This is a genomic window from Kribbella sp. NPDC050241 (assembly GCF_044459685.1).
GTDB lineage: Bacteria > Actinomycetota > Actinomycetes > Propionibacteriales > Kribbellaceae > Kribbella.
The window spans coordinates 57,489-69,773 of record NZ_JBITJE010000019.1 but is presented as its reverse complement, the minus strand read 5'-3'; the positions used below and the strand labels follow the sequence as shown (position 1 = coordinate 69,773).

12 protein-coding genes are annotated in these 12,285 nt (G+C 67.8%); 1 reads left to right on the top strand and 11 read right to left on the bottom strand.

The annotated features are described in order from the left end of the window. Positions 1 to 36 precede the first annotated feature (36 nt). From ACIBG5_RS42185 to ACIBG5_RS42175, 3 genes are all read right to left on the bottom strand, one after another. A complete protein-coding gene (locus tag ACIBG5_RS42185; RefSeq protein WP_396397730.1) occupies positions 37 to 1,104 on the bottom strand; it encodes an LUD domain-containing protein in 1,068 nt (355 codons plus the stop codon). A gap of 154 nt (positions 1,105 to 1,258) precedes the next feature. Continuing rightward, positions 1,259 to 1,705: a winged helix-turn-helix transcriptional regulator gene (locus tag ACIBG5_RS42180; protein WP_396397729.1), complete on the bottom strand. Its 447-nt coding sequence runs from the start codon at positions 1,703 to 1,705 to the stop codon at positions 1,259 to 1,261. Next, on the bottom strand, positions 1,648 to 1,953 hold the full coding sequence (locus ACIBG5_RS42175; protein ID WP_396397728.1) for a nuclear transport factor 2 family protein: 306 nt from the start codon (positions 1,951 to 1,953) through the stop codon (positions 1,648 to 1,650). Before ACIBG5_RS42175 ends, ACIBG5_RS42180 begins: the two co-directional genes overlap by 58 nt. Positions 1,954 to 2,125: 172 nt before the next feature. Here ACIBG5_RS42175 and ACIBG5_RS42170 point away from each other — a divergent pair, with 172 nt between their 5' ends. Continuing rightward, a complete protein-coding gene (locus ACIBG5_RS42170; protein ID WP_396397727.1) occupies positions 2,126 to 3,121 on the top strand; it encodes an alpha/beta hydrolase in 996 nt (331 codons plus the stop codon). Here the strand turns inward: ACIBG5_RS42170 and ACIBG5_RS42165 are convergent. From ACIBG5_RS42165 to ACIBG5_RS42130, 8 genes are all read right to left on the bottom strand, one after another. After that, a complete protein-coding gene (locus ACIBG5_RS42165; RefSeq protein ID WP_396397726.1) occupies positions 3,114 to 3,485 on the bottom strand; it encodes a hypothetical protein in 372 nt (123 codons plus the stop codon). The genes ACIBG5_RS42170 and ACIBG5_RS42165 overlap by 8 nt on opposite strands. 92 nt (positions 3,486 to 3,577) lie before the next feature. Then, on the bottom strand, positions 3,578 to 5,092 hold the full coding sequence (locus ACIBG5_RS42160) for an ATP-binding cassette domain-containing protein (RefSeq protein WP_396397725.1): 1,515 nt from the start codon (positions 5,090 to 5,092) through the stop codon (positions 3,578 to 3,580). Further along, positions 5,089 to 6,783, bottom strand: a complete 1,695-nt coding sequence (locus ACIBG5_RS42155; RefSeq protein WP_396397724.1) for an ABC transporter ATP-binding protein/permease — start codon at positions 6,781 to 6,783, stop codon at positions 5,089 to 5,091. The genes ACIBG5_RS42160 and ACIBG5_RS42155 overlap by 4 nt, the downstream gene beginning before the upstream one ends. Next, positions 6,773 to 7,006: a hypothetical protein gene (locus ACIBG5_RS42150; RefSeq protein WP_396397723.1), complete on the bottom strand. Its 234-nt coding sequence runs from the start codon at positions 7,004 to 7,006 to the stop codon at positions 6,773 to 6,775. The genes ACIBG5_RS42155 and ACIBG5_RS42150 overlap by 11 nt, the downstream gene beginning before the upstream one ends. Beyond that, complete coding sequence (locus ACIBG5_RS42145) at positions 7,003 to 8,013, bottom strand: cytochrome d ubiquinol oxidase subunit II (RefSeq protein WP_396397722.1); 1,011 nt, start codon at positions 8,011 to 8,013, stop codon at positions 7,003 to 7,005. The genes ACIBG5_RS42150 and ACIBG5_RS42145 overlap by 4 nt, the downstream gene beginning before the upstream one ends. Continuing rightward, positions 8,013 to 9,389 carry a cytochrome ubiquinol oxidase subunit I gene (locus tag ACIBG5_RS42140; RefSeq protein WP_396397721.1) on the bottom strand — a complete coding sequence of 459 codons (1,377 nt, stop codon included), beginning with the start codon at positions 9,387 to 9,389 and terminating at the stop codon, positions 8,013 to 8,015. The genes ACIBG5_RS42145 and ACIBG5_RS42140 overlap by 1 nt, the downstream gene beginning before the upstream one ends. Continuing rightward, on the bottom strand, positions 9,389 to 10,741 hold the full coding sequence (locus ACIBG5_RS42135; RefSeq protein ID WP_396397720.1) for a transketolase C-terminal domain-containing protein: 1,353 nt from the start codon (positions 10,739 to 10,741) through the stop codon (positions 9,389 to 9,391). The genes ACIBG5_RS42140 and ACIBG5_RS42135 overlap by 1 nt, the downstream gene beginning before the upstream one ends. Before the next feature lie 9 nt (positions 10,742 to 10,750). Next, positions 10,751 to 12,220, bottom strand: coding sequence for an MFS transporter (locus ACIBG5_RS42130; protein ID WP_396397719.1), 1,470 nt, complete (start codon positions 12,218 to 12,220; stop codon positions 10,751 to 10,753). Between the last annotated feature and the right edge of the window lie 65 nt (positions 12,221 to 12,285).

Sequence of the window (12,285 nt, the reverse complement as noted above, 5' to 3'; positions counted from 1 at the left end):
GTGTGCTGCCGCATCGCGCCCGTGGGAAGACTGTGCTCAGAAACCGATGGCTTCGCGCAGCAGAAGCACCGTGCCGCGCCCAGGCTGCAGTTCCGCATTGAGAACAAGGAGCCGGTTCACCGCGCTGGGCTGCCCGTAGATCTTCTCGGCGCGGACGGTTTCCAACGGGAGGGCATAATCCTCGACGCGGCGCAGCGCGGTGCTGAGGTCGGGCACCAGCTTCTGCGCACCGACGACCCAGATCGCACGGCCCGCGCCGCCGGCGTTCGCCGGGAGTTGGCTTCCGCTGGCCGAGGGAAGCACCAGCGAGCCGGTTTCGGTGACCGCGCTGACGCTGCCGACCATGACATCGGGGCTGGCGAGCAGCCGGCGGATCTCGTCAGCCTCGGTGGCGCGATCCATCGCCAGCAGACGTGGCTTGAGCGCCTCGTACCGCCCACTGGTGTTGATGTCCGCCTCGATGCCCGAAAGCCGGAGGGTCTCGCTCGCTCCGGTCAGCACGCTGGCACCCGCGGGGATCAGATCCTTGATGCGGGACCGTGCAGCCGCGGCGTCGTCGAGGATCTCGACCGTGAAGCCGTTGGCCGCAAGCGCTGCTGCCGCCGACTCCAGCCGCTCCGCGGACGCAGGGTCGGCGAACTGGCTGGACGATGTCGAGGATTCCCAGGCAACGATCGGCGATCCCGCCAGCGGCGTGGTGTCGAAGTACCTGACCTCGAAAACGCGCTCGCTGAACTTCCAACCCCCGGGCGTACGCCGATAGCGATCGTTGAACAGCGCGTAGTTGACGATCGATGTGCCGTTGCGCAGCCGGCCGAGCTCGGACACGTAGGCGCGACCGGTCGCGCTGTCCCCGTCGATCTCGATCGCCCCCGGATGGGTGGTCTGCACGAAGTACTCCCACTCGTCAGCCAGGCGTTCGGTCCCGGCCCGAATCTCCTCCCGGCCGGTCTGCACGATGTGGGCCTCCGGGATCCGGTACACGGCATCGTCGGTGAACAGCGACACGAAGCGGTCGTAGTCGCCGACCATCGCCGCATCACTGAACTCTCCGCGCAACGCCTCGATCTCCACGCGGTCGGCGATGGCCTGAAAGTCATTCATCTTCTTGCTCCTTGTGGTTCCGAGCCCGGCGAACAGAGCACACCGGGCTGCCCCTTGTCACCACTAGGACGACGGGGCCCTGCGAAATGTCAGGCGGCCCAGGCCCTCACGATCGGCAGTCAGGAACTCTGGCGGCCGGGAAGGACGGAAGCGATCAAAGCCGTCCCGGGAGCCGTTCGCCCCCGGGCCCGACGGAGGGAGTGACGTCCTGCGACGTCAGCGCCTCACCGCACTCCGAGCAACAGACCGTTGCCGTGGTCACCTTGCCGAAGGCAGCGTGAGTGAAGCGCGGCGGTTGCCCGGCGGGCGGTGTGGCCCACCGATCGCCCCAAGCGGTGAGCGCGAGCAGGATCGGCACCAGCTCCTGTCCGGCGTCGGTCAGCTCGTAGGCGTACCGCACCGGATTCTCCTGGTACGGCGAACGCCGAACCAGACCGCCGGCAATCAACGTGCTGAGCCGGTCGGTCAGCAGATTACGTGAGATCCCCAAGTCCCCGACGAACTGGTCGAACCGATTCAGGCCCAGGTAAAGGTCGCGCAGAATCAGCGGTGTCCACCAGTCGCCGATGACTTCGAGCGACTGGGCGAGTGAGCAGTGCATTTGTCGCTCTCAGCGATCACGTCCTCGACTTCGATGTGCAGGTCGGGGAAGGCCCGAAGAAGTCGGACGAATACCTCCTCCAGCGCCTGCGCTCCTGTTGCGTCGACCGGCAGCGGCGTACTGATCACCACATCCGGCTCGACGAGCTCCGCGATCGCTGCCGAGATGCGCTCGCCGTCGCCGCTGTTGAAGGCGTCATGGAGGCGCTTGATCGTTTCCTTGTTGCTGATTGGCTGCATTGCCGGCATTCGGCTCCTCCTCGAGTTGACACGGACAGTTCTAGGACGACGCAGTGCCCCGAGATGTCAGGCGCCCGCCCGAGTGACATGAGCCTCGTCTGATCGCCTCACATCCGGCTCGGCTCGATCGTCAAAGCGGCGAATCCACATCCGAACGACTTCCAACGCATCGGAGGCAGCCATGCAGGCTTTCAAGGAACCGGAAACCACCAGGTCCGACCGTCCGTCGCTGGGCATCCGGTTACTGCATGCCTTGGGCAAGGAACCGGACTGGGCGGAGATGACGGACGAAGAACTCGCCGCCTTCAGCGAAGCCGAGAACCGTAAGCGGATGTCGCCGTTCGCGCGGGTGATCACCGGACGCCCGCGCCGCGGCGTCGACATCAGATGGCAGGACCTGACCCTGCCCGGGCGCAAGCTCCGGCTCCGGGTGTACCGGTCGGGCGGCCCGCGGAGCGAGAGCAATCTTCTTCCACTGGTAGTCCACGTTCACGGTGGCGGTTTCGTCGGAACAGCGGTGCAGAGCGACTGGATCAACAGCCACCTCGCGGCGCAGTTGCCTGCGGTGATCGTGTCCGTCGAGCACCGTCTGCTCGCTCCGGAGACTCCTCTCTCCGAACCGGTCGACGACGGCTGGGACGTACTGCAGACACTGGTCCGCGATGCCGCGGAGTGGGGAGTCGATCCCGACCGGGTCGCTGTCTTCGGCGAGAGCACCGGCGCGCTGATCAGTGCGCTGGCAGCGATCCGCGGCAGAGACTGCGGCCTCCGGCTGCGAGCGCAGGTTCTGGCCAATCCGTGTGTCGACCTGACCCCGACCCTGTACGACTACCCGTCGATGGCTCAGTACGGTGAGAGCCCGACGCTCACGAAGACCCAGATGGAGTTGTTCTGCCGGCTCGCGATTCCGGCAGGCACCGATTCCCGTCCTTTGTCACCGCTGTACGCCGAGAACCTGAGCTCCCTGGCTCCGGCACTCGTCATCGTGCCGACCTTCGATCCGGTCTCCGACCAGGGCCGCCTCTACGCCGAGCGCCTGCGCGACGCCGGAACTCCGGCCCGGCTGACCGAGTACCGCGGTGCGACCCACGCGTTCCTCAGCATGCCCAACGTCGTACCGCAGGCAAAGCCGGCACGGGCAGAGATCCTCGCGTTCCTCCGCGACTGCCTCAGCTGACGGCGGGCCCGGTCATCCGCTCTCGCAGACGATCCACGGGGGCAGAGGAACGAAAGGCGGCCACCTCGGGAGAGTCGAGGAAGGCCATCATTTCGGCACGGGCGCGGGCGCAGTACCTCTCCAGCACAGCCGATGACAGCGCGGTCTCCCCCATCCGTGCAGCACGCGTGTTCATCGTCCGTACAGCGAGGTAATAGTCGTCGAGAATCGCGATGAGCGGCGTGCGGACAGCAGCGAGCAGCATCGCCACGACCATGCCGGTGCCGACCAACGCGCCTGCCGCGGCGACCACTCCTTCGACCGGCCAGCCCACCGCAAGGCCGACGGCAACCGGCAAGCCAATCGCCATCGCGGCCAGAATCATTCCTGGCCACGGGACCGGGCCGCGGGCCGGACGGGCGATCTCGACCGCCCAGCTCGGCAGGTGCGGGCGCCGCACATGTTGTGCAGCCGTGCTCATCCGACCGACACCGCGGTCCAGTGAGGTCCCAAGGGCTCCGTATCTACCGGCGGCTCGTGCATCGCTACGACCAGGACCGCCTGAGGTAGCAGACGCCGTACGGCGTGTAGGACGTGTCTGGCGGTGTCTGGATCCAAACCGGTCGTCGGCTCGTCGATGAGCAGTACGTCGGGTTGGGTAGCGAGGGCCCGACCGATGTGGAGTCGGCGCTGTTCGCCACCGGACAGGCTGCGCCCTCCGACGCCGAGGCTGGTCAGCGGTCCCACTCCGGCACGATCCAGCTCCATCGCGGCAAGGAGATCCGCGACGTCGGCGCTGGGGTTGGCCAGGCGGAGATTGTCGGCGACCGTCCCGGTGAACAGGTAGTCGTCGGCCAGTACGGCGGTGACGACGGCCGGCCCGGGTCGTTGCCGCAGCGCGATGGCGATAGCGGTGATCAGCGTGGTCTTTCCGCTGCCGGACGGGCCGGTGAGGACGAGGGTCTGGCCACCGCCGACGGCGAATGCGATCTCGCGCCCATCTCGCGTGGGTGTCACGGGCAGGTGGTATCCGGAGACGGCGAGGCTGCGACCGTCGTACGTGGCCCGGAAGCTCGTGGCGACCTCTGGCCGGCGGCTCTCGTCCTCGCCTACCGACGCGAGGTGACCCTCGGCCTGGCGGGATTGGACCCACGCGTTCGCGGCGGCGACCAGGCGTTCGGCGTTGGCCATGACACCCGCGGCGAGCAGACCGACGAACACCGTCGTCGCGATCGTGGCACCGGCCCGCGCGCTGAGCATCACTGTGAGCAGCAGCGCGGTGGCCGCGACTGCACGCGTGCCACCCAAAGCTCGGGCGGTCGTTGCCGCGTGGCGGTTTCGCCTGCCCTCAAAGGCGTTCAGGCGTTGCAGCGTGCGGTCCGCCAGCTGGTCTGTGGCGCCCAGTGACGCCATCTCGGGCCAGGCCTCGACCGCGGTCACCAGTTCGGTCCGCAGCAGCCCCCGAGTGCGGGTCGTGTCATCCATCCGGCGCGCAGAAGCCGCGGCCAGCACCGCGCAGACGATCACGGCTGCGGCCAACGTCAGCGCCGCGAGCGGATAGCCGGCGAGGACGATCGCGGCGCAGCCCGCCGCGGTCATCACGGCGGCGACGACCGCGGGCGTCGTGGCCTGCATGATCGCCATGCCAGTAGAGTCCGCGTCGGCCATGACCCGGTCCAGCGATTGGCCGGACCAAGCAGTGCCTTCGGATCCGGCGGCTTGGTCGTAGACGGCGAGCCTGGCAGCGCCGATCCGGCGTAATGCCGCAGCGTGCAGGACGACCCGGTTGGCGTAACCGGTAGCGATCCGGCCCAGCGCGAACGCGCGCACCCCGCCGCTGGGCGCCAGGTAGGAGAACGCACTGAAGACGCCGGCTCCGGCCACGGCTGAAGCCGCGATGAACCATCCGGAGAGACCGAGAAGCCCGACGGAGCACGCCTCTGCCAGAACGGCCAGAAGCAGCCCGGTGGTAGCGAGCGACTTCGCAGTCATACCCGCATCGCCTCCCGCACAGTGTGGACCGTCCCGTCAGCGAGGCCGAGGAGGAGGTCGGCGGAGCGGGCGATAGCCGCCGAATGCGTGGCCACGATGACCGTGCGGCCACGGGTGGCGTTGCGTAAGGCAACGATAATCTCCGCCTCGGTATCCGCGTCGAGGTGCGCGGTCGGCTCGTCCAAGACCCACAGACCCGCGTCGCTCAGGAACGCGCGGGCGATCGCGATGCGGCGAGCTTCGCCAGTGGACAGACCCGAGCCCCCCTCCCCCAGCGGCGTGTCCAGCCCCCGTGGGAGCCGGGCAACGACCTCGGCCAGCCCGGCCGCCGCGACCGCCCGCTCGATCTCCGACCGGCTGGCGTCCGGTCGCCCGATGCGGATGTTGTCGCCGATCGATCCCGGGAGCAGCACCGTCTGCTGACCGATCCAGGCACAGCCGCCAAGCCACGGTTCCGACGCACCGGTCGGCGTCAGCCACCGAACGGTTCCGTGACTCGGCGGGCGCACCCCGGCGATCATCGACAGCAACGTGGTCTTGCCGGCGCCCGACGGTCCGGCCACCGCCGTCCACCAGCCCGCATGAACCGTCAGGTTCAGTCCGTCCAGCGTCGACTCGTCGGCCGCCGGAAAGCGGAAAGAGACGTTGTCCAAGACAACAGTCACGCGATCGCCAGCGGGCGGTACACGCTCGGCAGTCGACGAAGACTCGACCAGCAACCCACTGATCGCCGGTACCGCCGCCAGTGCCCGTTCCCTGCTGTGGAAGGCCGCAGCCATGGCCCGCATCGGCTGGAAGTACATCGGGCAGATCAGCAGAGCGAGCAGGCCACGGAACAGCGTCATGCCGGGCGCAGCGCCAATCCGCACGTAGCCGAGCAGGGACAGGCCGATGTACGTCGCGTTGGCCGCGATCGAGAAGGTGATGACGACGTCCATCACCGCTCCAGACAGCGCCGCCCGCCGTACGACGGCAATCGTGGCGGCGTTCAGGTCTCCGGCCGCACCGGCCAGCTCGGAACGGCGTCGTCCCAGCGCTCCGATGTTCCGCAGCGTCGGCATGCCCCGGAAGCTGTCCAGGACGACAGCGGCGAGCCTTGTGCTAGCCGCAGCCTGGGCGTCAGCTCCCTCCGTTGCGAACAGACCCGCGAGCCGCATGTTCAGCGGGATGAGCAAGCTCGCCAGCAGCAGGACCACAGCGGCCGGCCACTGCAGCATCGCGGTGATGACCAAGATCAGCGCCATCGACACGGGAGCAGACAGGCGCTGGGGAAGGCTCTGCGCATGAAAGTCGGCGATGTCGTCGGTCAACTCCACGGTTGCGAGTGCGGCCGTCGCGGGGTCGGGCTCTGCGTGCCTCTGCCCGGCCGGTAGCAACCCGCCCACCAGACGCCGCCGAATGGCCTGAGCGATTCGCTGGCGACCGACTGCCTGGAACCGCGCCGTGCGCCAGGCGGCCCCCGCCGCCAGGAGACCACCGCCAAACAGGACGCCCGCACCCTGCCAGCTCGGCCGGGCATCCAGCACGCAGTGCGCGACCCACGCCAGGCCCGCCCACTGGACGATGGTGAACGTCGTCTCCAGCGCCTGGCAGCCGGCGGCCAGCAACAGCCACCGACGGCCCGGCGCCGCTGCTGCCGCGAGCCACTCGCCCGCCTCCACAGTTGCCGTCCCGGTCTGGTCAGTCGTCATCGTGCATCCGGCGTTCATCGATCATCCAGGCGATCCCGCCGGTCAGCACTATGAGGATCATGCCGACGACGCTGAGCAGATGGCTGTGGTACTTGGGGTAGCCGGAGAACATTCCCTGGCAGACGCAGTAGAGCAACCAGGCGACGACGACTCCGACGACGGTCAGCACCGTGCGAGCAAGCAATCGGCGCACCCTGCGTGCGACGTGGGTTCCCGTGCTCATCGGGTGACTCCTGTCGTTCCGTTGGAGAGATGGTGGGCGGGGAGCTTGCCTCGAAAGGCATGGTGAGCGAACCAGTTGTAGAACAGGATCAGCGGCACATTCAGCCCGATCCCGACCGCGAGAAACGCCAGCGTGCCGGACGGAGCCGCAGTGTTCGTGAGCGTCAGACCAGGCGACGCCAGCACCGGATAGCGGGCCACCACCACCGCGATGACCAGCGCCACCACGGCGGTGACCAGGCCCGCGAGAGGCATGCCGTCGTACTGCGAAGAAGGCCGCAAGGTCAGCACGCTCATCACCACGCCGGCCACGGCGAAGAGCAAGAGTCCGGCGAAGGCGATGATCTGCGCGGAGCCATGCAGGCTCAGCGGAGTTGCTGTACTGCCGACCTCCAGGAGGCAAATGATCGCCAGGAGCGATGCCAGCCCTGCGCTGACCGTGCCACGACGTCCCGCTCGGGCACGGAGTTCCCCGGTCGCCTTCCACTTCGTGTAGGCGTATCCGAGCGCCAGGTAGCCACAGACGACTGTCACCGCGGTCAGCGCCGAGAACCAGCTCATCGCGCCGAACGGCGAACCGGAGAACGCCCCCTCCACCACGGTCAAGTGCGCCGTCGCGGTCGCAACGGCGAGGCCCTGAGCAAGCGCCGCGACCAGCGAGGCAACGCCGAAAGCTCTCTCCCACCGGGGCGCGGGATGAGCCTGTGACGCCATCTCCACACTGACCCCGCGAACGATCAGCCCGAACAACATGACGACCACCGGCAGATACGCATGCGGCAGCATCACGCCGAACGCCGCCGGGAATCCGGCCCACAGGCTGACCCCGAGCAGAACCAGCCAGGTCTCGTTGCCGTCCCAGGCCTGGGCAACCACTTCGAGCATTTCGTGCCGATGGTCCGCGTCCGGCTCGACCAGGGTCGCGATACCGATCCCGAGGTCGTAGCCGTCCAGTACGACGTACAGCAGCAGGCACAGCAGGATGAGCAGAAACCAGACCGTGGCCATCAGTTCGCCCTCCCGCCGGCCAGACTCGCCGTTGGCACTGGGTCGAGAACCGGGTGCCGTTCGTCGGGTACGACGTGATCGGGGCCGATCCGCACCGTGTGCACGATGTAAGCGATGTACGCGACCAGCATCACGGCGTACAGGAGCGAGAAGCCCACCACGGAGAACACGAGCTCACCAGGAGCCAGGTGCGAAACGGCATCGGCGGTGCGGAGCTGACCGAACACCACCCATGGTTGACGACCCGTCTCCGCGGTCGCCCATCCGCCCAGGATCGCGTGGATGCCCACCGGGGTCGTCCAGAGAAGGAAACGATGGAACCGTCCGGACGTCCACAACTTCCGGCGCAGCCGCAGGATCGTGGCATAGAAGACAGTGCCGAACATCAGCAACGCGGCCAGGAACATCACCCGGAATCCCCAGAACACCGCGGCCATGTCCGGCTGATCGGCCTTCGGCGTCAGATCAAGCCCGGGGATCGCCGTCTTGCAACTGAGATCCCGGTTGATCGCACTGCCGAGGCACGGGATGTTCAGCTCCGCGAGGTTGCGCTGCGCCTGCTGGTCCGGGATCGCGAACAGGACGAAGCCAGTATTGCCTTCGGTCCAGTTGCCTTCCAGCGCCTCCAGCTTCGACAGTTGGTACGGCAGCACCGCGCCGGCGGTGTGATCACCGACGAAGACCTGCAGCGGCACCAGGATCGCCGCCACACCGAGCGCGATCGACACCGACCGCCGGGCGAACGCCAACGCTCGTCCCTTGACCAGGTAGTACGCGCCGATACCGGCCACGAAGAAGGCGGCAGAGATCAGCACGGCCAGCACCATGTGCGGCCACCGCCACACGAACGACCGGTTGAAGATCGCGTCCACCCAGTCGGTCGGCTCGAACCGCCCGTTCCGGACGACGAACCCGGCCGGCGTCTGCATCCACGAGTTGGCGGCGATGATCCAGGTGGACGACAGCAGCGTGCCGAGCGACACCATCACCGTGGCGGCGAACATCGTCGCCTGCCGGACCCGGCCGTCGCCGTACAGCAGGACGCCGATGAACCCGGCCTCGACGAAGAACGCGGTGACGACCTCCATACCGATGATCGGGCCGATGATCGGACCGGTCTTCGCCGCGTAGACACCCCAGTTCAGGCCCATCTCGAAGGTGATCACGATGCCGGCCACCACCCCGATCGCGAACCCCACCGCGAAGACCCGCCGCCAGAACCGGAACATCTGCAGATAGATCGCCTTGCGGGTCCGCCAGTACATCCCGTACAAGATGCTGAGCAGGATCGACAGCCCGACCGTGATGGCCGGGAACGTCATGTGAAACATCACGGTGATGACAAACTGCCACCGCGACAGATCGAGCAGGCTCATCAGGACTCCTCAGGTACGAGCCGGCGGGCAGCGATGAGGTTGCGGGCGGCAACGGCTATATGGTCGGCATCGAGGCCGGCCCAGGCGAGCAGCTCGGCGCCGGACCCCGAGCCAGGCAGCTCTCGTACGGCGAGACGCGTCATGGACAAGGGGGCTTGTCCGGCGGCGAGCAGGGCATCGGTCACCGTGGAGCCCAAGCCGCCTTCCGGATGATGATCTTCGGCGACAACGATCCGGCCCGCTGTGGCGATGGCCGCCGCGGCGAGAGTCACGGTGTCGATCGGCTTGACCGAGTAACAGTCGATGACGCGGGCGTGGATGCCCTGCTCCAGCAATATCTCGGCGGCGCGAAGGCTGGCATGCACGGTAACCCCGGCGCCGACGAGAGTTACGTCGTCGTGGTCGCTGGAGCGGAGCACCTTGGCACCACCGAACGGGAACGCCTCGCCGTCGGGGTACAGCACGGTCGACCCGTGGACGGCGCGGAGCATGGCGAGGTCTTCCAAAGCCATCTGGGACGGCCCATCGGCGCCGATCTCGACGCCGGCGTGGGAGCCGACCAGCCGCAGGTCGACGCCGGAGATGGCGCCCATCCGGATGAAGTCGTACGCGCGGGTCAGGAACGCGGCGAAGGTCGACGCGAACGGGCGGTAGCCGCGGACGGCCAAGCCGGTCGCGGCGGCCAGGTCGTGGCCGTCGATGACGAGGACGCGGGCGCCGAACGCCTCGGTGCGCCGGGCGTACGCGTCGAGGTTCCAGCCGAGAGCGGTCGGGCCGCGTTGGCCGAGACGGTTGACGTCGACGATGGCGGTGAGGTTCGACAAACCGTAGTACGAGGCCTTGTCCAACGCCTCCCAGATGGAGCCTTCGGCGAGCTCACTGTCGCCGCACAGCACCCAGACCCGGTACGGCAGCCGATCGAGGTACTTGCCGGCCAGGGCGATACCGACACCGTCGGGCAAGCCCTGGCCGAGCGAGCCGGTGGCCACGTCGACCCAGGGCAAGACCGGGGTGGGGTGGCCCTGCAGCCGTTGCCCGAAGCGACGATAGCCGGTCATCAGCTCGTCCTCGCCGACCACCCCCACGGCCTTGAACACCGAGTACAGCAAGGGCGAGGCGTGCCCCTTGGAGAAGATCAGATGGTCGTTGCCCAAGGCATCTGGTTCGTCCCAGTCGTAGTGCAGATGCCGGGTGACGAGTACGGCGAGCAGGTCGGCCGCGGACATGCTCGAGGTCGGATGGCCCGAGCCGGCCGCCGTACTGGAGCGGATCGAGTCCACTCGCAGCTGGGCGGCCAGCTCGGCGACCGTGTCCAAGCCGATTTCTTGCGCGCGGTGAGAAGTGGTTGTCATGGTGATCTCTCAGGCTTCGATCACAGGTGCGTCGGCGGCTGCCTTGGTGAAGCGCGGCAGGGCGGCGGCACCGATGGCGAGCAGGGCGATGATGACCGCCTGCACGGATTCGACGGTGGCGAAGGCGTGCGGGGTGTTGTGGTCGGCGTGCACGAGGTAGAGGGTGCCGAGGGTGGCCACGCCGAGGGCCAGGCCGCTTTGCTGCAAGGTGATCAGTACGCCGCTGCCCACGCCGCCGAGGTGAGTCGGTACGTCGGCGAGCACGCTGCGGAACAGGCCGGCGAACAGCATCGACCCACCGCCACCGGACAGTGCCAGCGGGATCGCCATATCCCAGAGGCGGACGTTCGGCCAGCGGTCGACGACGACGGCGATGAGTGAGACGAGGCCGGCGACCTGGATGACTGCACCGGCCGACAGCGCGGCCCGGCCGAAGCGGCCGATCAGCCGCGGCGCGAACACCGAGCCGAGGAAGAACATGATCGCCATCGGCAGGATCGCCAGGCCACCATGGAGTGCGTCCTGGTGCAGCCCGTCCTGGATGGTCAGGGCGAAGACGAACATGAACGAGCCGAAGCCGATGCTGAACGCGAACAGCATCAATAGGCCGCGTGACATCGACGGCAGCTTGAGCAGCGACGGCGGCAGCAGCGGGATCTGACCGCTCCGCTCCGCGCGCCGCTCGACCACGGCAGTGATGACACCGAGGACGACGGCGAGAGCGATCATTGCCCAGGTCCACCACGGCCAGCCGAGCGAGTGGCCCTCGGTGAGGGGGATCAGGAGGGCGGTGAGTGTGGCGGCGAACAGGATCGTGCCGGGCACGTCGATACCCACCGGGTGATCCGAACGGGTGTTGGGCACGATCCGGGCTGCTACCAGGAGCACGACCAGGCCGATCGGCACGTTGACCAGGAAGATCGGCCGCCAGGAGGCCCCGGCGATGTTCGCGCTGACCAGCAGTCCGCCGACCAACTGACCGACCACGGCCGCGATACCGGAGGTGGCGCCGTACAGGGCGAGGGCCCGGGCTTTTCGTTCATGCTCGAGCGTGTGATGGAAGGTCGCGAGCACCTGCGGGACCAGCAGCGCGGCGGTCGCGCCCTGCACGATGCGGGCGGCGATCAGCACACTGACGGTCGGCGCGAAGCCGCAGGCTGCCGAGGCCACGACGAAACCGATGAGGGCGCCGAGGAACAGGCGGCGGCGGCCGAAGCGGTCGCCCAGCCGGCCGGCCAGGACCAGGAGAGCGGCGTACGCGACGCCGTACCCCGCGATCACCAGCTCCAGCTCGGACGCCGAGGCATGCAGGGAGGCGTCGATGCTCGGCAGCGCGACGTTGGTGATGAAGAAATCCATGATCGGCAGGAACGCGCCGGCAAGCAGGAAGAACACCCCGACCGGGTGCAGCCCACCGGACAGCGCAACCGCACGCGGTGAGGTCGTGCGCGCCTGCCGCGCGGGAAGAGTGACGGCCATACCCTCTCCAACTGACTATGAGTAAATAACTATTAGGACAGAATCATCATGCGTCTATAACTATC

Coding starts and splice junctions, on each gene's coding strand:
- ACIBG5_RS42185 (WP_396397730.1), bottom strand. CDS start 1,104: ATGAATGACTTTCAGGCCATCGCCGACCGCGTGGAGATCGAGGCGTTG.
- ACIBG5_RS42180 (WP_396397729.1), bottom strand. CDS start 1,705: ATGCACTGCTCACTCGCCCAGTCGCTCGAAGTCATCGGCGACTGGTGG.
- ACIBG5_RS42175 (WP_396397728.1), bottom strand. CDS start 1,953: ATGCCGGCAATGCAGCCAATCAGCAACAAGGAAACGATCAAGCGCCTC.
- ACIBG5_RS42170 (WP_396397727.1), top strand. CDS start 2,126: ATGCAGGCTTTCAAGGAACCGGAAACCACCAGGTCCGACCGTCCGTCG.
- ACIBG5_RS42165 (WP_396397726.1), bottom strand. CDS start 3,485: ATGATTCTGGCCGCGATGGCGATTGGCTTGCCGGTTGCCGTCGGCCTT.
- ACIBG5_RS42160 (WP_396397725.1), bottom strand. CDS start 5,092: ATGACTGCGAAGTCGCTCGCTACCACCGGGCTGCTTCTGGCCGTTCTG.
- ACIBG5_RS42155 (WP_396397724.1), bottom strand. CDS start 6,783: ATGACGACTGACCAGACCGGGACGGCAACTGTGGAGGCGGGCGAGTGG.
- ACIBG5_RS42150 (WP_396397723.1), bottom strand. CDS start 7,006: ATGAGCACGGGAACCCACGTCGCACGCAGGGTGCGCCGATTGCTTGCT.
- ACIBG5_RS42145 (WP_396397722.1), bottom strand. CDS start 8,013: ATGGCCACGGTCTGGTTTCTGCTCATCCTGCTGTGCCTGCTGCTGTAC.
- ACIBG5_RS42140 (WP_396397721.1), bottom strand. CDS start 9,389: ATGAGCCTGCTCGATCTGTCGCGGTGGCAGTTTGTCATCACCGTGATG.
- ACIBG5_RS42135 (WP_396397720.1), bottom strand. CDS start 10,741: ATGACAACCACTTCTCACCGCGCGCAAGAAATCGGCTTGGACACGGTC.
- ACIBG5_RS42130 (WP_396397719.1), bottom strand. CDS start 12,220: ATGGCCGTCACTCTTCCCGCGCGGCAGGCGCGCACGACCTCACCGCGT.